Source organism: Catenulispora sp. GP43 (assembly GCF_041260665.1).
In the GTDB taxonomy this organism is placed as follows: Bacteria; Actinomycetota; Actinomycetes; order Streptomycetales; family Catenulisporaceae; genus Catenulispora.
In genome coordinates this window covers 22,202-45,018 of the sequence record NZ_JBGCCT010000007.1, presented here as the reverse complement: position 1 = coordinate 45,018, position 22,817 = coordinate 22,202, and the positions used below count along the sequence as shown (strand labels likewise).

General features: G+C 67.7%; 18 protein-coding genes and 1 pseudogene. 6 read left to right on the top strand and 13 right to left on the bottom strand.

From position 1 onward, the window contains the following. Positions 1-61 precede the first annotated feature (61 nt). Complete coding sequence (locus ABH926_RS16045; RefSeq protein WP_370366384.1) at positions 62-577, bottom strand: flavoprotein; 516 nt, start codon at positions 575-577, stop codon at positions 62-64. Between the two features lie 1,486 nt (positions 578-2,063). Here ABH926_RS16045 and ABH926_RS16040 point away from each other — a divergent pair. Genes ABH926_RS16040 through ABH926_RS16025 form a run of 4 tightly spaced genes read left to right on the top strand, consistent with a single transcriptional unit; the run spans position 2,064 to position 7,528 of the window. Further along, positions 2,064-3,287, top strand: coding sequence for a hypothetical protein (locus ABH926_RS16040; protein ID WP_370366383.1), 1,224 nt, complete (start codon positions 2,064-2,066; stop codon positions 3,285-3,287). Continuing rightward, the gene (locus tag ABH926_RS16035) at positions 3,280-3,816 is read left to right on the top strand and encodes a hypothetical protein (protein WP_370366382.1); all 537 of its coding nucleotides are present in this window, start codon (positions 3,280-3,282) and stop codon (positions 3,814-3,816) included. The genes ABH926_RS16040 and ABH926_RS16035 overlap by 8 nt, the downstream gene beginning before the upstream one ends. Further along, positions 3,813-4,439: a hypothetical protein gene (locus ABH926_RS16030; RefSeq protein ID WP_370366381.1), complete on the top strand. Its 627-nt coding sequence runs from the start codon at positions 3,813-3,815 to the stop codon at positions 4,437-4,439. Before ABH926_RS16035 ends, ABH926_RS16030 begins: the two co-directional genes overlap by 4 nt. Beyond that, entirely contained in the window at positions 4,436-7,528 is a 3,093-nt protein-coding gene (locus tag ABH926_RS16025) for a hypothetical protein (protein ID WP_370366380.1), read from the top strand. The genes ABH926_RS16030 and ABH926_RS16025 overlap by 4 nt, the downstream gene beginning before the upstream one ends. Here ABH926_RS16025 and ABH926_RS16020 read toward each other — a convergent pair. Continuing rightward, the gene (locus tag ABH926_RS16020; protein ID WP_370366378.1) at positions 7,488-8,903 is read right to left on the bottom strand and encodes a Wadjet anti-phage system protein JetD domain-containing protein; all 1,416 of its coding nucleotides are present in this window, start codon (positions 8,901-8,903) and stop codon (positions 7,488-7,490) included. The genes ABH926_RS16025 and ABH926_RS16020 overlap by 41 nt on opposite strands. Positions 8,904-9,049: 146 nt before the next feature. On the opposite strand from ABH926_RS16020, the gene ABH926_RS16015 reads away from it, so the two are divergent. Together ABH926_RS16015 and ABH926_RS16010 are read left to right on the top strand one after the other, a co-directional pair. Further along, on the top strand, positions 9,050-9,214 hold the full coding sequence (locus ABH926_RS16015; protein WP_370366377.1) for a hypothetical protein: 165 nt from the start codon (positions 9,050-9,052) through the stop codon (positions 9,212-9,214). Between the two features lie 769 nt (positions 9,215-9,983). Continuing rightward, a complete protein-coding gene (locus tag ABH926_RS16010) occupies positions 9,984-10,451 on the top strand; it encodes a hypothetical protein (protein ID WP_370366376.1) in 468 nt (155 codons plus the stop codon). Between the two features lie 364 nt (positions 10,452-10,815). Here ABH926_RS16010 and ABH926_RS16005 read toward each other — a convergent pair. From ABH926_RS16005 to ABH926_RS15955, 11 genes and pseudogenes are all read right to left on the bottom strand, one after another. Continuing rightward, a pseudogene (locus ABH926_RS16005) lies at positions 10,816-11,214 on the bottom strand (FAD-dependent oxidoreductase); the annotation flags it as partial. A 9-nt stretch (positions 11,215-11,223) separates the two neighbouring features. Next, positions 11,224-13,086, bottom strand: a complete 1,863-nt coding sequence (locus tag ABH926_RS16000) for an amino acid adenylation domain-containing protein (protein WP_370366375.1) — start codon at positions 13,084-13,086, stop codon at positions 11,224-11,226. Between the two features lie 49 nt (positions 13,087-13,135). After that, on the bottom strand, positions 13,136-13,351 hold the full coding sequence (locus ABH926_RS15995; protein ID WP_370366374.1) for an MbtH family protein: 216 nt from the start codon (positions 13,349-13,351) through the stop codon (positions 13,136-13,138). Positions 13,352-13,611: 260 nt separating this feature from the next. Next, positions 13,612-14,376, bottom strand: a complete 765-nt coding sequence (locus ABH926_RS15990; protein ID WP_370366373.1) for an ABC transporter permease — start codon at positions 14,374-14,376, stop codon at positions 13,612-13,614. Beyond that, positions 14,373-15,248: an ABC transporter ATP-binding protein gene (locus ABH926_RS15985; protein WP_370366371.1), complete on the bottom strand. Its 876-nt coding sequence runs from the start codon at positions 15,246-15,248 to the stop codon at positions 14,373-14,375. The genes ABH926_RS15990 and ABH926_RS15985 overlap by 4 nt, the downstream gene beginning before the upstream one ends. Positions 15,249-15,472: 224 nt before the next feature. Then, the gene (locus ABH926_RS15980; protein WP_370366370.1) at positions 15,473-15,781 is read right to left on the bottom strand and encodes a DUF1048 domain-containing protein; all 309 of its coding nucleotides are present in this window, start codon (positions 15,779-15,781) and stop codon (positions 15,473-15,475) included. A 1-nt stretch (position 15,782) separates the two neighbouring features. Further along, the gene (locus tag ABH926_RS15975) at positions 15,783-16,142 is read right to left on the bottom strand and encodes a DUF1048 domain-containing protein (protein WP_370366369.1); all 360 of its coding nucleotides are present in this window, start codon (positions 16,140-16,142) and stop codon (positions 15,783-15,785) included. Continuing rightward, entirely contained in the window at positions 16,139-16,465 is a 327-nt protein-coding gene (locus tag ABH926_RS15970; protein WP_370366367.1) for a PadR family transcriptional regulator, read from the bottom strand. The genes ABH926_RS15975 and ABH926_RS15970 overlap by 4 nt, the downstream gene beginning before the upstream one ends. Before the next feature lie 105 nt (positions 16,466-16,570). Next, a complete protein-coding gene (locus ABH926_RS15965; RefSeq protein ID WP_370366365.1) occupies positions 16,571-18,526 on the bottom strand; it encodes an AMP-binding protein in 1,956 nt (651 codons plus the stop codon). A 233-nt stretch (positions 18,527-18,759) separates the two neighbouring features. Beyond that, entirely contained in the window at positions 18,760-21,567 is a 2,808-nt protein-coding gene (locus ABH926_RS15960; RefSeq protein ID WP_370366363.1) for an AAA family ATPase, read from the bottom strand. 24 nt (positions 21,568-21,591) lie between these two features. Next, a complete protein-coding gene (locus ABH926_RS15955; protein WP_370366362.1) occupies positions 21,592-22,767 on the bottom strand; it encodes a low temperature requirement protein A in 1,176 nt (391 codons plus the stop codon). Positions 22,768-22,817: the final 50 nt, after the last annotated feature.

Sequence of the window (22,817 nt, the reverse complement as noted above, 5' to 3'; positions counted from 1 at the left end):
GTATCAGCGTTCGGGCGTACCGGTCCGGTATCTCATCCTGTCGGTTCGCGTCGTCTTGAGCCTAATCGGTGGAACCCTGCTCGACGCGTACCTCGGGGCCCGGCCGAGGATTTGGATTCCGATGCATGGGATGTTCAGATGGTCGTACCGTTGAACAGATCGACTGCGACGAAGCTGGCGGTGAAGGCTCCCACTCGACGGCGTTGAGAGCTGACTCCCATGGGAACGTCTCCGGCCGACCTTCGCCCGTCTCAGCCAGATGCGGTACGAATCTGCCCTCGCCGAGCAGGAATTTCACGCTCTCCTTGCGCAGCACCTGCACCAGCCGGCCGAATACCCGGCTTGCCGCCGGCGACGTATTCACGAACTGCGACACCGTAATCGGAACCCCTGATGATATCAGCTCGGCAAGCAGCCCCAGCGTGTGCGTCCGCGATCTCCGCTGCCCGTGTATTGATCGTATGTAGGTCGCCGGGGCCACGATCACCGCGTCCGCCGACGGCGACTTCCCCGCCTCGCCCGGACGCCGATACCGTGCCAGCACTGGGTGCCATGTCAGCGACTCCAGGGCGGGCATGTCCGGGAAGCCTATTGCTGACGGCGTCGGTGCCAGCCACACGTCTGTGAACCGTCGTCCAATTCCCCGCCTGTTGCGTCACGGACCTGGCCAGGGGGACGACGACGCTTGTCCGTCGGGACCATGGGGACGACGGTCTTCTCCGGGCCGCTCGACAGCTGCCGGATCTGTAGCGACGGCCGCGGCGGTCAAGGATGAGCGCAGCTCACCGCGTCAGCGGCGCAGAAGGTGTCCTTGAGGGCCGGGGTCGGCGCGGACACTTCGGAGTCGGGCGGCCCGGAGCATGATGCCTGGCCGGTCAGTAGACGATCTGGGGACGAAGACACCCTGGGTGGGGAATTGCACGACGGTCGACAACGTCCCAGCGGCGGTCGTGTCCCGGCTTCACCAGCTGGTCCACGAACGGCGCTGGGCCCGCGGCGCACTTCACCACGTACAGGGTTTGAGCCACGCTTGCACTTGCACTCCGGCACGGCGGGCGAGCGATCGCGGTCCGGGGCTCGGCCTGCGATCCGGTACGTTGATCAGGTTAACGCTGAGGGCCTTGCTGCCTGGGCGGCACCACGCCTCCTCTGGCGCGATCCGCCCAGTCGTCGGCAGCACCTGCTCGGCGTCGGAGTACCGACCCTGCTGGAAGTGGGCCGCGCCAGGTCGAATCCGAGCGTTCCACGCCGTTCCCGCGGCATCAGTGTCAAGGCGGAGCGGTCAATGCCAGCGGCGTACTGTATGGCTTCACCCGCCTGGCGCAGCCGCACCAGCGAAGACACCCAGTGCAAGTCCACGTTCACTAAGCTGAACGCGGTTTCCCTGTCTGTGCTGCCGTCACCGAACCTCCAGGTGGCGACTGCACGCGCCTCGTTGTGCATCGTCTGTGCGGTGTGGGCGTCGCCCTACTCGGCGGCAGCGATCTCAGCGGTCAGCAGCACAACCCAGTACAAGGCGCGATCTCGACGGACGGGGCCTCGACCTTGGGTTCCATGTGCGCGGCCATCGCCAGCAGGGCATCAAGAGCGGCCTTGGTGCGGCCGAGCGACGACATGGCGTGCGCGAGTGAGCGAGTAGCCCGGCCCAGACAATGCAGATCATCTGAATAGTGCGCGGCCGGCATCCCGCGACCGGCGGCAAGCCACGTCGTCTGATTCGCTCCCAGCTTGAGCAGTGTGGATGAGGCGATGCGGCACGTCTTCCCCAGGATGCGCGTGGCTTCCGGGCCGGACTGCTTCTCCGCTGCCCGCTACGCCTAGAGTTCATCACCGTGGTTGCCCGTGTTGTAGGCGCGGGCGGGAACAGCGCCCACAGCTCGCCGTCCGTATCGTTTTGAACAGGCGCATCGGGGAGGGATGATTTCAGCGGGCTGCGGTGCATGGACGTATCGCTCTATTCTTCTGAGCTGATACACATTGCCCGTCGGCGTCGGCGGGCAACCAGCCAGGCTGCTTGTCGCGTCGTGGTTCGTCGTCGGGGGTAAACATTGACGCAGTCGGACATGTTCGAGTCGGACCGTGCCCCGTGGCAGAGGCTCAGGCTCCAAGGTTGGGAAGCCTTCGTCGCCCCGATCGCCAAAGGCGGCGAGGCTGTAGTCCAGGACCCGGAACTGTTCAGAGTCGCCGAAGCCGTGTTCGATGCGTTCGCGAACAAGTCGTCCACCGGCGGGCTGACCAAGCGTGACCTGTTCGACGCGTGCAGCGCGATCTGTGACGAGCAGCAGTTTAACCAGAGGTTCGACGTCTTCAAATCCCTGAATCTGCTCATCCCCGCCATTTCGAAGAAGCACGAGGACAGGTACCTGTTCAACCCCTACGGCGCGGCCGGCATCCTCGTCTTCGACCGGGTCGTCACCGAGGGCGGTGTCGACGAGATGATGACTCTTCTCGACCGGACCCGTGCGGCGATCCACCGCGGCACCGCCACGGTTGACCAGGTGCGTGGCGCTCTCGCGCGGGCACGGGGCATGCTGGTCGTCGCAGCCGACTATCTGCTGACCCTGGTGCGGACTCGGTCGCTCGACATCATGATCGCCGAACGGCACCAACACGAACATCCGTCGCTGCTCACCGATGTACGTGCGGTGACCGGCCAGGTCAGTCTGCGTTTTCCGGAGCTGGACCGGTTCGCCTACTTGGTCGTCGTCGAGGTGCAGCGGTACCTTGCCGCCAGGGCCGATTTCGTCGAGCGGCTGTTGGAAGAGGGCGCGCGCGCCGAGAACTTCGGCGTTCTTCACCACGAGAAATACCTCACCGCTGCGCGTGAGTCCACCGTCGTGCAGTTGAGTGAGCCGCTGGCGCGCGTCGTGGTCGATCCGCCGGATCCGATGCCGAACCCCGCGGCGATCGTCGCCCAGGTCGAGCAGCTTCGCCCCAAGGAATCCGAGACCCCGCGACCGCCGCGGCCTCATAACCCACCCCCGGATACTGATCCGTTCCAATCGCTGATCGACCGCGAGCGCAAGCGATCGGATTTGGCACGGGCCCTTGCCGAGGTGCTGTTGGCGGGTACGGACGAGGCCGACCTCACCGATGAACTGGCCGCAGCCGGCTGGCCGGGTGCCGCAAGACTTCTCCTCTCGGCGCTGCACGCGTCCGGCTCGGAGGATGACTTCGACGTCGAGTTTCGAGACGAGTTTCGCGTCGAATCCGATGCGGCGGTGACCTATTTGACCCCCGTGCTCCTGCGCCGGCGGCAGCCATGGCGGGGAGCGCCTGGTGAATGACCCGTTACAGGTCTCCCGGGTCGCTCTGGCACGTCTGCGCGCGCAGGGCTTCGCCATGCCTGTCACCGGAATCGATGCGGCCGCAGCACGTGCCGGCCGGATCGTGGTGTCTGCGAGCGTCGGCGGCAACGAGGCCCAGACCCTCGGTTGGCTGCCGGGCTTCGAACCCGTGGCCCAGACGGAATCAGCCTCGCGGGCCACGCCGCTCACCGTGCATGTTCTCGCTGCCTGCCTCGGTGCGTGCTGGCAGGACAGGGCCGTCCACCCCTGGCCGGGGCGTGTTGCCGGTGAGGATGAGATCGTGGCGGCACTCGATGCTGCGCGCGGTATGAACAGCGACGCTGCTGCGCTCGGCAGGATTCGCAGTGCCTTGACGACCCTGCGCGAATCGCTGTGGCTCGATCCGGAGTCGAGGGCGATCAGGCTGGGCCCACGCGTGGCGGCATGGTCCGACTCACAGGTGGACGTGATCCGCGAGGTGTACCGCCGCCTTCCGCGAGATCCCCGCAGGATCGAGGACGACCAGTGACACATCTGTCCGATCTGAGTCCGGTGCAGCAAGCCCAGGTCATGGAAGCCGTTGTCGCGGTCGAGACCACCGAGGTCCCCGTTCGCGAGGCTGAGTTTCCCGGGCTGAGCGAGCCCGAGCTCCGGGCCGTCGTTCAGCGCTGTCTCCACGAGGCCGGCCGGGTCCTGCTGAAGACGGACGTGGGTTTCACGTCGGGCTACGCCGCCGACGTCGCCGTGGTTCTGGCCGACGAGGGTATCGGTCTGCTCGACGCCGACGATCGCGCGGTCCTCGTTCTGGTCCTGCTGCACTGTGTCGCGATCCCGAAGGCGAAAGGCCGGGTCGTGGCCAAAGGGTGGTGGCCGGGCGAACCTGTCCACCGGTCTGAGATCCTCAACAGCAAGGTGCCGGACGGCGTGGTGCACGACGCACTGCGCCGACTAGCGGATCGCGGGCTCGTCGCCCTCCACGGTCAGCGCCGCCTGGTCGGTCCGGGTCCACAGCTCGCCCGGCTCACACCGGACGCCGCGGCAGGGCTGTGGGAGGACCTGGTGTTGCTGGCCGAGCCGGACGGCGTCATGGCCGATGTGATCAGACGTCGCCGTCAGCGCGAGAATTTCAAACGAACCGGGAGTCAAGAGTGATCGACCCGTACGCCATCGGATCGTCCCAAGGTTCCGTGGGCGGCGACGGGGTGATCGGAGGGCGGAGGCTGGTCGCGGTCCAGACCTTCGAGATCGCCCGGCTGACGACTCATCCGGTTCCCATCGTTCCGGGCTGCTTCGTCGCGGTCACCGGAGAAGGGCCGAAGGGCGATTCGAACGGTTCAGGGAAGACGACGTTCCTCAGTGCCGTTTCCCTGCTGCTGTGTGATCCACAGTGGCGGCTCGACATCGACGGCCGTCATGCCAACGGGCTGCTTTTCCAACCGGATGCCGCGGGTCTCGACGCCGCGTCGGGCCGTGCGCCGCGCGGATACGTCGTCGGGGTGTTCGCCGCAGCTGACCTGACTGACGAGCAGGACTTCGTGACGGTCTGGGTACGGATCTCGCGCACGCCGCCGTTCGTGCAGATGCGGTGGAGCCCCGGCTTGGTAGTCGTGCACAGGGCGACCGAGCAGGAGCAAGCGGACTCGGCGGACTCGGTCTGGGAAAGCCTGCCGCCGAAGTCCGAATGCGGTTCGCGGCAGATGGCGCGGGCCTTGTATGGGGCTGCTCCGCGTTGCCTGGCCTACCTGGACACGTCGATCAGGCCGTCGGTCCCGTCACTGCTTTCGCAGCAGATGACCGCGATGTCGCCGACGCGGATCGGCGAGGCGCTCATCGCGCTCACCGGCCGAGAGCACCTGCTCGCCAACGAGTCGCGGGAACGCCGTAGGCACGCCGACCAACTGGACGAACTCGCCGAACGCGAACAGAACGACCAACGGGAGCGGCTGACCGAGACGGTCCGGCTGGCGGAACTCACACGTCGGGATCTCGCACGTGGTGAACTTGCAGAGTCGCAGCGCCGCTGGGAGCTGTACCTGGCTCAAGGGCTACTGGAGAAGGAGGCCGAGCACGCCACCCAGGAGTCTGTCGTCACCGAGATCAAGGGCCTGGTGGACGAAGCCGAAGAAGCCGTCGCGTCCGCCAAGATAGTCCTAGAGAAGGCGCGAGGCCGTACTGATCTTCAGGAAGCCGTCGATCGAGCCAGCGAAAGCCGCCAGACGGTCACCGACCTGATCGCGGCGTCGCAAATACAGTCGGGCAGGCTCGGCGCAGAACTTGAGACCGCACTTAAGCGCAGGTCGGATTTGGTGGTCGAAGCCGAAGGCGACGACGGCCGTCCCGTGGAGATCCATCGGGAGGAAACCGAGAGCGCCGAAGAGGCGGCAGGCGAAGCGAAGAACGCGCTTGAGCGTGCAACCGGAGAACACGATCGGGCGAAGGCCCGCCACGAGGCTGCCAAGGCAGGGCGCGGTGGACGTGTCGGCGAGGCCCTCGCGCTGTTGGACGAAGTCGTCCCCGCTGTCAGCCTCGTCGACGTCGTCACCTTGGACGAGACCGTTCGCGTGTCGTGGGAACCGCGCCTGTCGCGCTACCAGGACGCGGTGGTCGTGGCACCTGATGACGAGGACGCCGCTCTCCAGGCCCTGAGCTTGATGCCCGGCGCGGTTGTCGTACTCGCAGACGGGGCGCTCGAGACGTCACCGGCGTCCCCGCATCCAGCCGGGGTCACCAGCACGGCTCCACTCAGCGGCTTTCTGGGAGCATTGGCGGAACGCCAGGGCTTCGAGGCAGTGCCTGATCGCGTTCGGGACCGAAACCTGGGCGAGGCGATCCTCGGAGGCTTCAAGGAACCTTTCACCGGACGCTCGGCGAGGATCGCCCTTGCCCTGGCCGAAAAGATCGCAGCGTGGGCGGAGGTCACCCGGCTCGTCGACGTTCTGCACATTGCGAACGTTGATCTACAGCGGCATCGGGCACTGCTTTCCGCTGCCACGGCCGTCGTGGAGCTGAACGAGGTGCGCGGTCGGATAGGGGAGCTCGAGAAGAAGATCGGCTTGGAGAACAAGCACCGCGACGGACTCCAGCAGCAGTGGATCGAGGCCGACCGGGTACACAGCCAGGCCGCGAGTGCCCGCGACAACCACACGGCAGTTGTCAGAGGTCTAGCGAGTGATCTGGAACAGAAGGAGACGCAGCGCGGTTCGCGCAAGCGGGAGCACAAGAAGGCGACCGAGGCGCTGGAGCGGATCAACCTGGTCGGTTGGAGAGTTGCCTGGGCCGACACGCCGACGCTTGCCGCGCAGCTCGTTCAAGCAGCGGGCGCCGGCGGGTCGGTAAGGTCGGCGACTTGGTGGCTTAACCGCACCGCGAGTGCTTTCCGCGATGCGCTCAGGCGCATCGCGGACGATGTCGACCAGCTGGCGCCGGGTATCGGAGAGCTCGTCGACGACATTGACGGAGTCGAGGGCCGCCTGGCTTCGAGCCCGCCGGATCGCGCCGTGTTCGCGACTCTGATTCGCCCCGTGCGTGATCGCCTCGACGCGACGGCAGAGCACGATGCGGTCCTCCACGACCGCATCATCACCAGCCAACAGGTCCGCGAGCGAGACATCACCGAGGCACGCGGCGAACTCGAAAAGTTGGTGGGCGAGCTGAATTCGGTGCAGGACATGGTGGAGAACTCCGTCGAGACTGCGTTACGTGCCATCAGCCGTCGGCTCGACCGGCTGGACCAAGATCGGGAAGGTGGTTACGGAGCCGAGCTCGACATCGAGATCGTTCGTCCCGTCGGTCCGGAAGCCGCGTGGGAGTGGCGGGTGACGCCGAAGTGGCGGCGGTCCCCGTCCGGAGGTCTCGTCTCCTACAAGGAGGTCGCCAACGGGGCCCAGGTGAAGGTCTTCGCCATCCAACTGGTTCTGGCCGCGCTGCTGGCGGACGAGAGCGTGCCCGGCAGGCTGCTCGTCCTCGACGAACTGGGCAACAGCCTCGGCGACGCCAACCGGAAAGACGTTCTCTCGGCCCTGCACCGTGTCGCCGAACAGCAGGGGGTGACCATCCTGGGCACCTGCCAGGACAGCGTCATCCTCGACGCGGCCGGCGTGTGCGGGCAGATCCTGTGGTTCTCCCACACGTCGGCGACCGAACCCTACAACCGTCCGACCAGATCCTGGGGATTCGATCCCGGGCGCGAACGGGTCGAGCTCACGGCTTCGTGGCTGCGGGAGGGGCGGACCGGGGACTGACGAGCACCGCGGACAGGAGGCCGGGCAGCAGCGGAAGTACCGTGTCGTGCAGCGTCTGCTGCTCCCGGCTGGCACCTTGGAGGTTCGGGTCCTGCGCGATCCGGGTCGCCAGGTCACGGTAGAGGTCGGGACCGTTCAACGCGAGCTGCGTCGCCATCGCCGCCGAACGGTCCCGTTGCCCGGCGGTCATCCCCCGGTGCGGGCCCTGAGACCAGTAGTCGGCGTCCATGCCAACCGGGTGGAACGGTCTGCCGACTCGCTCCTGCATGTCCAGGATGATGCCGATCCCGTCCGCGTCGAGATCGCCCCAGATCGCGATGGGAAGTGGAGCCAGGATTTTGATGAGGTCGACGAGTCCGTGGGTTGCATACCCCTTGCCCCACAGGACGATCCAGTCGTCGACGATCTCATCGATGCCGCACGCCTCCTGGAACGTGCTTTGGTTCTCCACGACGAAGACGCCTTTGGCCGACTCGAACTCGATGTCGCCGATGAGGCGCGCGCCATTCGAGGGGAGCCCGGTCCAAGGGCGGGCGACGCCCGCGTCCGCTGCGACCGAGCCGATTCGCCACCGTAACGGACCACGGACACGGATCTCGTAGTCGGGGGTCTTCATCAGAATACTCAGCCGACCGCCGAGGATGTTTTCCACCGCCTGTCTCCGAGGTTGCGTCCACTCCTCCTTGGATGCCTTGCGTTCGGGCAGGGCGCAGGCTGCGACCTCGTCGAGGGTGGGCGTGCGGGACGAATCCGGCCGTTGGTACCACCACGCTGCCACCCGGAGCGCGAATTCGTAGGGCGACCATGCGTTTGCCTTTGCCTTGGAACCGGGCGGCGGGACCAGCGGCGCGTCGAGAGGTTGGATGGCGAGTCGCGCGTGCTCACAGGCCAGTTCGGGAATACCGGCGATGCTCCGGAGCAGCTCCGCGCGCGCTTGTTCGGGCCGTAGCTTCCCGGTGAGCTCCACGAGCTTGCCCGGGGCAACTTCAGCCCAGTAGGGAGTCAGGCGGATCTTCTTGTGCGCCTTGATCAGGTAACGTTCGTCGAGTTCAGCGTAAACCGTCAACCCGCCGCAAGCCGCCAGCGCGTAGACCAGCGGCTTGGCACGTGCCCCCCATCTCGTTTCGATTCCTTTCCACCGGCGCTCTGGCTCCTTCAGGAACCAGGCGAGTTCGTCTTTGGCGATCGTGACCGGAGGCTCGAAGCGTTCGAATGTCCCAAGCCCGTTGATTTCGACTGCGCGGGGCCGTAGACGGCCCTTTCTGTCGACAGGCCGTTTGCCGGCCGGATACACCGAGTACGCCTCCAGCGAGGGCGGGAGCTCCGAGACGCTGATCCGTTCGCGGATGAGAAGCGGTTCGGGCTCGTCATTCACTCTGACTCCGGGCTGATCCGGCACCGATGCGGTGCTCTGAGGACAGACACGCGGAAGTTTATCGACAGGAGGTGCGCCGGCCGTCGAGATCGTCCCGCGCGCCGCGGAAGCGCTGGGAGGGATACTCGCTGGACATCGCGGTCTCGATGACTGCTGGGATCCTTGCCGAAGCGGTGGCGGGCTACCGCGACCTGGTGGAGATCAACCTCCCCGCGTTCGGACCAGCCCTCGGGCTCTACAGCCTCCTGCCAGCGCGTATCGAAGGCACGATCACGTACTCCGAGGCCCCGGCGAAGATCTGCCGCGCCTGAACTTCGCCTGGATCCCAGACCCGGCCCTCGATCCCCACGCCCCGACACCCGTCGAACTGAGAGCCGCGAGCGAGCCCGGTCGCGGGCCGTACTGGCACACGCCTCAGGGCCCGCGTACGGCATCACGAACCGCGTACCACATCCCCATGCTCGAAGACGGGATCACCCCGCTCGGCAGTGCGCGACCCTCGACGAACCTCGCCTACGAGTGGCTCGCCCGAGACCTTCACGCACTTAAATGGCTGAAGGACGCGATCCATTTCCAGGGGTAGCACGAGACATCAGAAATACATAAATAAGACTTCAAGGTACGTCATTTGAGGCGACAGATACCTCCCTTCTGAACCACGGCGAGTTGCACCTGACGCCCGGAAGGATCTCTCATCGAAGCGCCGAATGCGCTTGACGACGAGACTCTGATGCGAGATGCTCTAAATGTCCGATGGGTGACTGAGTGACCTAGGCCAACGGCGCTCCCACCAGGGACGTCACGATGTGGAATATGCCAGGTGCAGATGGTCACAGATTAGCCAGGGATTTGGCGGGGTTATGGTACTGAACCCCCCTCGGACACCAGAATCGGTGCTTTCGCACTATTCATCCCGACGCAGGGTAGCCGTCATGGTTACCCTGCGTAGCCGTTTTGGGTTCGGATGACTCTTCCAGTGGGTATCACCCCTCTGAGCTCCCACCGCAACAGGCCTCTCAGCGTGTTGTTGTTGGCGCGGTCCCCACGCTCATCGGTGTTATCGCACCAGCGGAGGCCTCCGTGTCCGAAGCGCCCGTCCCGTTACTGATCCCTCCCGAACTGCCGCCGCTTCCTCGCGGCGCACGACTCCCCGCCGCTCCACTCGCGCTTCCTGCCCAGGCCCAGCCCTCTGATACCGAATCCGGTCCGATCATCGTCGGGGTTGCCGCGATCGACGGATCAGGCCGGGTGCGCGAACGCACTGTGCTAGCAGCTCTGGCATGGGGCCCTGGGGAGACGCTGGACATGCGCATCATCCGAGACGTCGCGATCCTACGCGCCGCCCGAGAGGGTTGCATACGCGTCGACGGACGCGACCAAATCGCCCTACCCGCAGGCTGCCGGATGATGCTGGGAATCAAGCCCGGCGAACGCGTGGTCTTCGCAGCCCATCCCGCCCGAGGCGTCGGGCTCGTCTACCCCATGTCCGTTGCCTCGGGCTGGATTCGCGCCCACATCGCCAGCTTGATCGAGGTGCTCGATGCTTGAATCCCACGAAACAAATAGCCGCGCCACGCCCACATTCGAGCAGTTCCAGGCCCGCGCAACAAACGCATGTACGCCAGGTCAGAAGTCGGCATACGCTCCGGTCTGGCGTCGCGCTTGCGAACGGCTGGGTTCAACGCTGCTGGACCAAGTCACAACCCTCGACATCCGCATTCTTCAGCAAGCCGATATCTCCCGAGCCGCACACCGCGCTTCCAGTCGGGATGGACGGTACGCCGGCGAGCGCACCGTACGGGCTATGCGGACCCTGTTCAGAATGGCCGAGCAGGACGGCTGGATCGATCACCGGCACAACCCGGCAGCTCTGCTGCCGCTTCCGCGCCGCAAGCCTTCGACACGGCGCGCGCTGACTGTCCTCCTGGATCAGATCGTTGACCAGGCAGGACTCCTGCAAGTCCACGCCGGCCGCGACGGCGCCGGCGGCGAGCACCGGGTCCAGGACGTAGCGCCGCGGCGCGTAGGTGATCCGGTGGCCCTGGACCGGCAGCGAGAAGCCGTCGAGGCGGACGCCCGGCGCCTCATAGCTCTGATGGTCGATCGGCCGGCACCCGGCCCGGCGCAGGCCGTCGAGCAGCCCCCAGCGGTCGAGCAGCGCCACGCCCGGCTGGTGGATGTAGTGCGAGGACAGGGTGTCCTGCGGGAAGCGCGCCTTCTCCAGGAGCAGTACGCGATATCCCCGCCGGGCGAACAGCATCGCCGTCGGCGAACCCGCGCAACGGGCGCCTATGACAACTACGTCGTACATGGCCCTCGCTCACTGTTGAGTTACCGCACCCTGGGATTCGATGTAGGCGGAAATCGAAGCCACCGTCGGATTCAGGAACATCTGGTCCGTGGGGACTTCGGCGCCCAGTTCCTCGACGAGAGCCCTTTGGATTTTCGCCATGATGACCGACTGGCCGCCGAGGACGAAGAAGTCGTCTTCGGTCGATATGTCGTCGCGGTCGAGCTCCCGGCACCAAATGGCCTGGACTCCGTCGGCAATCATCGCAGTCCCGCCGGAGGCCATCAATGGTCGATCAGCGATATCGGCGGCGCGGTTCTGGAAATCCGCGACCAGCGCGGCGCGGTCCACTTTCCCGTGCGGGCTCAAGGGGATCCACGGGACGTCGACGAAGCCGGCCGGCACCATCGAGCGCGGCAGCGTCGCCAGCAGGCCCGCGCGGAAGCGGCCGGGGTTCGTGTCGGAGTCCCCGCCGCTGTCGTCCCGGTCGTCCCGCACGACGAACGCGACCAGCTCGGTCTGCCCGGCCCGGCCGGCCACCGGGACCACGGCCGCCTGCCGGACGCCGGGCAGCCGGACCAGCGCGCGCTCGACGTCGGTCGGGTCCACGCGCATGCCGCGCACCTTGACCTGTGCGTCGATCCGGCCGGCCACGACCAGGTCGCCGGCGGCGGTGACGCAGCCCAGGTCGCCGGTGCGGTACAGGCGGCGCGGCTCGCCGTCCACCAGGACCGTCGTGAAGCGCTGGGACTCCGGTCCGGCGCCGTTGAGGTAGCCCGCGCCGACGCCGATCCCGGAGATGCAGATCTCGCCGTACTCCCCCGGCGCGACGCCGTCGGCGCGCTCGTCGAGGATGTGGATCTCGGTGTTGTACGCCGGCCGGCCCACCGGGGCGTTCTCGTGGCCGGCGGGCCGGAAGCCGGCGAGGTCGTAGGACGTGGCGACGTCCGTGCACTCGGCGACGCCGTACTGGTGCGGCAGCGTGCAGGTGGTGCCCCTTCGCCGGGCCCACTCCTGGAGCCGCTCGACGTGCAGCGGCTCTCCGCCGAACAGCACGTAGTCGAGCCGACCCAGCGCCTCGCCGCCGCACGCGCTCTCCCAGTCCACCAGCAGATACAGGGTGCTGGTGGCGCAGTGCACGGTGCGGATCCGATGCTCGGCGAGCAGCCGGTAGACCAGCGCGGCGTCGAAGCTCCTGCTCTCGGTCAGGTACTGGGTGGCGCCGCAGAACAGCGGCGCCATCAGGCTGCGCTGGGACAGGTCGAACCCGAAGACGCTGACCACCAGGTTGCTGGATCCGGAGTCCAGGCCGTATTCGAGCCGCAGCCAGTTGAGCAGGTTGTACCAGCCCTTGTGCCGCACTCCGGTGAGTTTCGGCGTGCCGGTGGATCCGGAGGTGAAGACCGCGTAACACAGGTCGTCCCCGACGACCGGGACATCCGGGTCGGTGGCCGGCAGGTCCCGCAGGCGGTCGGTGAGCCGGTCGGGGGCGAGCACCTCGACCGCCGCAGATCCCAACCGCGGGGCGGTGGCCGGGGAGGCGACGATCAGGGCCAGATCAGGGGTCTGCTGCTGGAGCAGGTCGAGCCGGGCCGCCGGGTAGGCCGGGTCGAAGGGCACGTAAGCCGCCCCGGCCTTGAGCGTGCCGAGCAGTGCGACCAGCAGGTCGACCGAGTAGTCCAGACAGATGCCGACCTTGGCGCCGCGGCCGTGGTCGCACCCGATGAGCAGGTGCGCGAACCGGTTGGCGGCGGCGTCCAGTTCGGCGTAGGTCACCTGCTCCCCGGCGCAGCTGACCGCGACGGCATCCGGGGTCTGCCGGGCGTGGGCCTCGAACCGCCGGTGGACGACGGGGGCCGGGGGCAGGGCGACCCGCTTTCCCCGCAGGATCATCAGAGAACTCCGATACGTCGCGGCGCAAGAGGGGGCACGGCCGGCTCGGTCAGTCCGCCGCCATGGCCTCCCGCAGGCTCCGGGGCCGCAGATCGGTCCAGTTCTGCTCGACGTAGCCCAGGCAGTCGGCCCGGTTCGCCTCGCCGAAGGCCACCCGCCAGCCGGCCGGCACCTCGGCGAACACCGGCCACAGGGAGTGCTGGTCCTCGTCATTGACAACGACGTAGAAGCTGCCGTTCTCGTCGTCGAAGGGATTCGTGCTCACTGCCACCGTCCTTAACAGACACAGAGCGACTGGAGAAAGAGAAAACGAAGTGACTCGGGAATTGGCGACGGCCCGGACAGACAAGTGCAGCGACCGGCCTTGTCTTGTCGACGGGACACCCGCCCATCCGCACTTCGGCGAAAACGCCGACCTCACTGTGGGGAACGCTAGATCCCGCCCGTCGTCGCCGCAAGGAAAAGCCGCGACGCCGAGTCCCGGGTGCGGACTCGGCGTCGCGGCGGCGGCTGCGAACAGTGCGCTCAGGCGATCTGCCGGCGGTAGGCGACCATCGACAGCAGGTAGGCGACCACCAGGACGCCGACGCACCAGGCCGCGGCGAGCCAGGCCTGGCTGCCCACCGACTGCTCGTTGATCAGGGCCCTGATGGAGTTCACCACCGGGGTCACCGGCTGGTTGTTCGCAAAGGCCTGCAGCGGCCCGGGCATGGTCTTGGTGGGCACCATCGCCGAGCTCAGGAACGGCAGGAAGATCAGCGGGTAGGCGAACGCGCCGGCGCCCTCGGCCGTCTTGGCGGCCAGCGCGGCCAGCACCGCGATCCAGCTCAGCGCCACGGTGAATAGCGCCAGGATGCCGGCGATGCCCACCCAGGAGACCACCCCGGCGCCGGAGCGGAACCCGACGAGCAGGGCCACGGCCACCACGATCACCAGCGAGATCGCATTGGCGACCAGCGCGGTCAGCACATGCGCCCACAGCACGCTGGAGCGGGCGATCGGCATGGAGTGGAAGCGCTCGAAGATACCGCTGCGCCGGTCGGTGAACAACCGCAGGTTGGTGTAGGAGATGCCCGAGGCGATGGTGATGAGCAGGATGCCGGGCAGGATGTACTTCACGTACGCCGCCCGGCCGCCGGGGTCGACCGCGCCACCGAGCACGTAAAGGAACAGCAGCATCATCGCGATCGGCGTGATCGCGGTGGTGATGATGGTGTCCGGGCTGCGCATGATGTGGCGCATGGCGCGGCCCATCATCACGGAGCTGTCGCGCAGGAAACGGCTCATCACTGCTCCTTACTCAGGGTCTGGGCGGTCTGGTTGTCCACGGCACGGCCCGCGGCGCCCTGGCCCGGAACGGCCGGGCTGTCGGCGCCGTCCGCGCCGTCCGCGCCGTCCTTGCCGGTCCGGCCGACGACGGCGAAGTAGACGTCCTCCAGGGTCGGCTTCTTCTCCACGTACTCGACCTTCGGCGGTCCGAGCAGTTCCTGGAGCTCGGCCAGCGTGCCGTTCACGATGATGCGCCCCTCGTGCAGGATGGCGATCCGGTCGGCGAGCTGTTCGGCCTCGTCCAGGTACTGCGTGGTGAGCAGCACCGTGGTCCCGCGCCCGGCCAGCTCCTTGACGGTCGACCACACCTCCTGGCGGCCCTCGGGGTCCAGCCCGGTGGTCGGCTCGTCGAGGAAGATTACCGCCGGGCTGCCGATCAGGCTCATGGCCACGTCGAGGCGGCGGCGCATGCCGCCGGAGTAGGTCATCGCGCGCCGCGCGCCGGCCTCGGTCAGCGCGAACCGCTCGAGCATCTCGTCCGCGACCCGCCCGGGGTGCGGCAGGTGCCGCAGCTTGGCGACCAGGACCAGGTTCTCCCGCCCGGTGAGGACGTCGTCCACGGCTGTGAACTGGCCGGTGAGACTGATGGACTCGCGTACCTGCCCGGCCTGGCCGACCACGTCGAAGCCGTTGACGCTGGCGGTCCCGGCGTCCGGCCGCAGCAGCGTGGACAGGACCTTCACCAGGGTGGTCTTGCCGGCGCCGTTCGAGCCCAGCAGGGCGAAGATGCTGCCCGGCTGCACCTCGAAGTCCACGCCGCGCAGGACCTTCAGGTTCTTGTACGACTTCTCCACGCCCTGGACGCGGATCGGCAGGACTTGCTCTGTCGTCATCGGTCGGTCCCCTCCACGCTGCCGGTGCTTTCACCGGTGCCGGTCATCAGGTATGGTTTGTTCTGTCCACGTCCTGTGGCCATGTCGTGGACCCCTCCTCGTCGGAGCGTTCGACCCGTGTTCTGGCAGGGGGCTCCAGGTCCCGCAGAACTCTGTGGCACGCCGAGGCCGCGCTGCCCGGTTCCCACGAGCAGCGCGCAGACCCGAGATCTGGTCGGCGGGTGTTACCGGCCGCCCCGCGACTCGCGGTAGACGTCGGCGTTGGTCGCCGAGTCCTTGATCAGGCCGTCGGCGAAGGCCGCGACGTCGGTGCCGGTGAGTTCGAGGACTCTCTTGCCCTCGGCGACCCCCTCCTCGAAGAAGTCCACGATCCGGGCGAGCAGGTTCCCCCCCTCCAGATCGACGGGCCCCACCTTGAAGAGGTACTTCTGCATCTCCTTGTAGACGAAGCGGTAGTCCGGCGGCAGTGCCTCGACCCGGGCCACGTGCTCCCGCCACTGCTTCTTGCCCGCGATGATGTCCTGGATGCCCATCTCAGCCTCCCAGCCGGCCCAGCTTCTTGGCGACGTCCCGGTTCAGCTGCTCGCGCCACTTGTCGCGGTAGCTCCGGGCCTGCTCCCCGCCGTCCACCAGGGCCGCGGCGAAACCGTCGATGTCCTCGCCGAGCACCTCCGCGATGCCCAGCCCTTCCGCGGCCGACTCCTCGAGCAGGCCCAGGACGCCGTCAAGGATTGGCATCAGGTTGCGGCCCGAGAAGTCCGCCGAGGGCAGCAGGTCCGTCCTGATCCGCTCCCACGCCGCCCGGTATTCGGCCGGCAGCACCGCGGCCCGGGCCTCGAAACCCTTCCATTCCTTTGTCAGGTCGCTGCCCGTGATGTTCTCCCAGAACGTCATCGGCTGCCCTCCTTCAGATCGTTGATGCGTGAAGAGAGGTACTCCCACTTCGCCCAGAACCTCGCCAGCTCTTCGCGTCCGGCCTCGTTAAGCGCGAAGAACTTCCGCGGCGGGCCCTGCGTCGACGGCCGTTTCGTCACGTCCACAAGCCCGTTCTTCTCCAGGCGGACCAGGATCGTGTAGGTCGTCCCCTCGACGACATCGGGAAAACCGAGGTCGTTCAGCCGACGAGTGATGGCGTAGCCGTACGTCTCCTCGTTGCCGATGATCTGGAGAACACAGCCCTCGAGTGTGCCCTTCAGCATCTCTGTCAGATCGTCCACCGCGAGCCCTCCTCCCGGTACTGAGTAGCGCTGAGTACCACTACAAAGTATCACGGAGTAGTGGGCAGTGGAAGCCGGCGGCGCGCTCCTCCCGCCGACCTCGCGTTACAGGACTTCGCCGTCCTTCGTCCGCCTGCGCAGAGCGGGCCTGGTGGACTGGGCCAGGCTGCTCAACATCTCCGCCAGGCCGGTGACGGTCCGGACCGCGAACAGCGTGCGGATGGACAGCTCCTGGTTCAGCTCCGAGCGGATCAGCCCGACCAGCCGGATCGCCCGCAGCGAGTTGCCGCCGAGGTCGAAGAAGTCCTCGTCGATGCCCACCCGCTCCACTTCCAACGCCTCGGCGAAGACCTCGGCCAGGATCCGCTCGGTGTCGTTGCGCGGCGCCCGGTAGGCCGGGCCGCCGAACTCCGGCTCGGGCAGCGCGGCCGGGTCCAGCCGGCCGCCGGGGGTCAGCGGGAGCGCGTCCAGGACGACGAAGACTGACGGGACCAGGTACTCCGGCAGCCGCTCGGCGGCGAAGTGGCGCAGGTCCTGGCTCGACGGCACGGCATGGTCCGCGCCGGCGCGTGCGGTGCCGACGCTCTCGGCCGCATCGGCGGCGCTGCCGATCTGGTTGCTCCGGCCTGCCGCCGGGACCACGTAGGCTGCAAGGCACTGCCGACCGGAGGGGTCGCGGACAGCGGCCACCAACGCCTGGGCCAGCGCCGGATGCGCGGACAGCGCTTCTTCGGCCTCTGCCACCTCGACCGCGTGCCCGCGCACTTCCAGAGGAGATCCGACTCTGCCGACGTACTCCAGCCGCGCCGGTTCGCCGACCCATCGCACCCGGTCTCCGGTCCGGTACATGCGCGCGCCGGCCGGACCGAAGGGACAGGGCACGAAACGCTCCGCGGTGTGCGCGGCCTGTCCGAGGTAGCCGCGCGCCACGCCGGGCCCCGCGACGTACAACTCCCCGGTCACGCCGACCGGGACCGGCGCCAACCCGGGGCCCAGCACGTAGGCGGCGGTGTTGTCCAACGGCCCGCCGATCATGCCCGCAGTCGCCGGCCCGACGGCGGGCACGCGGTGGGACGCGGCGAGCACGGCCGCCTCGGTCGGCCCGTACCCGGCGACGACCGTCAGGTCGGGGCAGGCCGCACGCACCCGCCGCAGCGCGGCAGCCGGCACGCGGTCGCCGCCGGTCCACACCTCGCGCACCGCGGCCAGGCGTTCCGGACGGTCTGCCGCGACCACGCAGAACTGCCCGGCGGACAGCCACAGCGCGGAGACGTCATCCGGTGTCCGGTCCTCCGCCAGGTCGTCGGGGTCCAGCTCGCCGGGCGGCGCCACGACCACCCGGCCGCCGGTCAGCAACGGGGTCCACAGTTCGAGGGCGAGCCCGTCGCAGGTGTGCGGCGAGTGCCACAGCACAGCGGTGTCGTCGCCTTCGCGCCAGCGATGGTCCCGGGTTAGACGCAGCATATTGCGATGCGTCACGGCTACAGCTCCGGCCCCGGCGTACATCACAGCCATCAGGTTGTCCGGGTGCGATGAAGTCGGGACCTGTGAGCCGCCGTCGTCGCCGATACCAGCGGACTCATCGGGATCCCGCGCCGAAACCTGACTGCTCACGATCGACGGAACTCCCAGCTCGGGAGCGAGCTCCTGCGCGGTCGCCGCGTCGGTCAGCAGCACCTGCACCACACAGTCGCCGGCCACCGCCTTGATCGCGTCCGCAGGATGCGCCGGGTCGATCGGCAGGTAGGCGCCGCCCGCCTTCAGCACCGCCAGCAACGCGACCGCCAGGTCCGCCGACCGCGGCAGCGCCACCGCCACGACTGCCTCCGCACCGACGCCCCGGCGCCGCAGCGCCCCGGCCAGCCGGGTGGACCGCTCGTCCAGCTCCCGGTAGGAGACCGCCGAGGCCCAGGACACCAGCGCGTCGGCCTCGGGGATGCGCTGCGCCTGGATCGCGAACAGCTCCGGGACGGTCAGCTCCGGCAGCGGCACGACGGTGTCGTTCGGCGCCGTCAGCACCCGGTCCCGCTCGGCACCGCCGAGGGCGTCCAGGATGTCCACGGCACCGACCGGCCGCCCCGGATCGGCGGCGATCAGTGCCCTGATGACAGCGATCAGCTCACCACCGATGACGCCGAGCTCGGCGCGCGAGTACAGGCCCTCCGGGGCGTCGAGCCGGAAGTACAGGTCGCTGCCGGGGCTGCCGTCGGTGCCGACGCTGAATGAGAGCTCGTTGAAGACCCCGTTGATTCACGACTGCCCACCATTAGAGATCCGCGCGTTTTACCTGACCATCACGTGAAAGGGTGAGGAGCGGCGTCGTCGAACCTGCCGAGGCGGGCCAGCTCGACCCTGGACTTGATCCCGAGCTTGGCGAAGACGTGGCGCAGGTGACTGTTCACCGTATGCGGCGACAGATACAGCCGCTCTGCGACTTCGCGGTTGGTCAGTCCTTCGGCCACGAGCTTGGCCACCGACTCCTCGGCACCCGTCATCGCCGCCCACCCCGTGGTGGCTGGTTCCTTGACCACCAAGCGACGCCGGATTCCGAGGTCGCGGAGCTGGCCCCGAACGCGCCGGGCATCCCACACTGCGCCGATCTCCGTATAGCGGGCCAAGGCATCGCCGAGTGTGGCCACACCAGCCTGCTGATCGGACTCCAGCTGACAGGTACCGAGGTCTTCAGCGGCCATGGCGGCCTCCAGCGGGCGTCGACAGTCATCGAACCCTTTCAGGGCGGCTCGTAGCTTGCTGTCGTCCTTCACTACGAGGCCCTCGACGTAGGCGCGGGTCACCGCGATCACCCGCGAACCCGGGTTCAGTTCCGTCCGCCGCCGCACGTTGCCCAACGCCACTTGTGTGAGCGCGTCGTCCGCGGTCGCCGTTGCGATCCTGACCAGCACCATCTCGTCGGTGACGTCCAGCGGGAAACGCGGCAGTGCGGGCAGGTCGGCGGGACTGGCCAACCAGTCGCGGGCCGCGGCCACGTCCCCGTCGCCGAGCGCGGTCAGGGCCAGCATCCAGGCGGCGTGCTGCCGGTTCACCGGCGGCCCGGCCTCGAGAATCACCTTGGCTATCTCGGCGGCGCGGCGCAGCTGTCGCGTGTCGCCCATGTGCATAGCCGCCCGCGCCATAGCGCACAGTCCAGCTCCGTCCAGAGCCGCGACCGCGCGAGTACCGTCTTCGAGTTCGAAACGGCCTTCGAGGATCGCGGCGGCTTCGGAGATCCGGCCGAATCGCAAGCACAGGCGCGCCTGCCAAGTCTCGTACATCTCGTAGATGAACCCCTGCCGGTCGCGGCGTGCGGCGGCGAGCCCTTCGGAGGCGATGGTGAAGGCCTGTTCCTCATGGTCGCGATAGGACAGTATCTCGCCGAGATACATCTCGATCATCCGGACCGCGGTGTCCTCCCCCGCGGCCACGCCTATGCGAGCCGTCTGCTCGAACAGCTCGTACGATTCGGGGAATCGCTCGTCCGCATAGGCGATGCCAGCCTCGGTAAGGCTCAGAACGAACGATGCACGCGCGTCACCGGTGGCTGCCACAGCCTCACGTGTCTTGCTGATCGCCTCGCGTGCCTCGTCATACCGGCCGGAGACCAACAGGTTGTAGGTCAGCGACGCGTGATGCGCGGTCCTCAGCGGCGCCGAAAGCCCCGGGAGACTCAGCGCTCGGCGAACAGTCGCCACGCGGACGTCGGCCGAGACGGCGAACATGTTGGCGATGCTGAGTCGTACCTGGGCTTCCTGCTCAGCCGACAAGGCCTTGCGCAAGGCCGCATCGGCAAAGGCGACAGCTTCAGTCCAGTTCCCGCTCGCGTGCAGGGCCACGGCGGTGACGCCGACGATCTCGCCTCGTTGTGCGTGGTTCGGTGGGACGAGACCGAGCGCACGGCGACCGAAGTCGGCCGCCGCATGCGCGTCACTGGCCGCGACCGCCTTGGCGGCGCGCAGCAAGGTGGTGATGGCCAGTTCGTCGCCCGGTTCGGCCGTCGCGGCCAGTTGGTGGGCCACCTCGATCGGCAGCGCGCCCCGCTCCAAAAGCAGGGCAGCTGCTTGGCGGTCCAGGGCGGCGCGCGCACTGGCCGGCAGGCTGTCCCTTACCGCTTCTCGCGTGATGTCGTGCCAGAACGCCAGCTTGGCGCCGCGCTCGACGAACAAGTCGGCGTCCAGCAGTTCGCTCACCGGCGCCAGCAATTCCGAGGTCGAGCAGTCCAGCATCTGCGCAATGTCCGTAAACGAGAAACGCCGGCCCAAAGACGCCGCGACGGTCACCGTTTCGCGCGCCGGAAGGGACAGGAACGCCAGACGTTCGCGCATTCGATGAGCGACACGGCGGGGCAGGCCGGCATGGGTCACGTCCGCGATCCCGTCGGCGATCTCGACCCGCTTCTCCTCCTGGAGCCCCAGAAGCGTCTCCACAAGGAGGAAGGGATTACCAGCCGCTTGGTCGACGAGCGACAAGACGTTTTGTCCCGGCACAGCGCTGAGGATCTCCGTCGCGATCTCGACGGCCGCGTCGCTCGTGAGCGGTCCGAGACCGACCTTGGACAGGTCTCGGCTCTCCAGATAACTCAGGGCTCTGGCGATCGGCGTCGCCTCCGGGGTCGGCCGCGCGGCGATGATCCAGGCGATGGGCACGTCACGAAGCCGCAGCGGCAGTTCGCGCAGCGCCGCCGCAGTACCCGCGTCGGCCCAGTGCGCATCGTCGACGCACACGGCCAGCGGCGACTGGAGGGCCTTCGCCTCAAGCAACGCCTCGATGTCCCGCAGCAGCCAGAACCGCTGGTCCGGCTGCGGCGGCGCCGGAAGGTCCGATCGGGACAGAAGCGGTTCGCGTCCGTCGAGCAGCGCTGACAGAAGGGTCGACATCTCGACCGCGGCATCGTTCGGGTCGGCGGTCGCACTACCGGTCCGGATTCCCAGTTCCTCGGCCGCGGCCCTAGTCTCCGCAAGAAGCCTGCTCTTGCCGATACCGGCTCCGCCGGTGAGAACGACTGCGGTGCCGCTCCCGGCGGCGACGCGCCGTAGCTCGTCCTTGATGAGGTCAAGTTCGTCTGCTCGGCCACGCAGGGCACAAGGCCACCACCCTTGCCGGTCCATAGGCAGCCTCCTTCGACGAATCGCTCACCACTGCGAGGCGACTTGCTTGCTGGACCTGGCGACGGCCAGTGCCAAGAACACGGTGGTCGTGATGCAGACGCTGACCAGCGCCCAGATCGTGCCGAAAAGGCCGCCGAGCGTTCCGATCGTCACCACCGCCGCCCCGCCCTGGAACCAGCGGTTGCAGGATGCGGATGCGCTGACCCGGCGCAGCATCGCGATCGAGGTGAGGAACAACGCCACCGGCACCGACAGCGTCATCGCCTCTTCCCATTCGGGAAGCGAGCTCTGGCCGGCGGCCAGGTCAGCGATCATCGCTGCGAGCGATCCTCCGAGTGCGGTGAGGATACCGAACACTACGTAGTGCCCGTACCCCCAGATGAAGCTGATCCGTCGGTCTTGCAGGTTGTAGGTGCCGAGGAACCCGAAGTAGAGCCACCACAACGCGAAGGCCAACACCGCGGCGCTCAGCGCTCCGAGGATCAGGACTCCAACATGGCCGTTCTGCCGTCCCGGCGCACGCAGTCCGGTGTTGAACGCGGTCGACGCGGTCAGCACGGTCTCGCCGAGCACGATGAGCGTGAACAGGCCGTAGCGTTCTTGGACGTGTTCTCCGTGCGTGGTGGGCCGGCTATCGATCGGCACCCGGGTCGCCCACAGCGGTACGAACACTTCCGCGGCGGCTCCGACCAGGAACAACGGCACGGTTGCAAAGTGGGGCAACGAAGTGAACCCGACGACGACCCACCATGCCTCGGCAAGCAGGATTCCACTCGCCCAGCGGCGGCAGAACACCGCCAGCTGCGGGTTCGCCCGCGCCGCCCGCAGCCACTGGGCCGCCATCGCGATCCGGATGACCACGTAGGACCCGACGATGATGCGAATGTCGTAGCTCTTGAACATGGGCGCCACGCCGGCCGCCAGGCCCAGCGAGCCGAGCAGCTGCACCAGGACGGTCAGTCGGTACGGGACGTCATCCACATCGAAGAAGTTCGCGAACCAGGTGAAGCCCATCCACGCCCACCAGACCGCGAACATCGCCAGGACGAAATGGAGCAGGCCGGATGCGAGCCGGCCCCCGGAAATAGCCAGGCGCCACTGCTGTGCGACCGCGCTGATCGAGACGACGAAGACCAGATCGAAGAACAACTCGAGGTTGGTGGAGGTGCGGTTCTCCTCGTCGGGATCCCGCTGAAGCATGGGCTGTACCAGAGCGGTTGATGCCCGGGACGGCGAGGCAACGGCCGCAT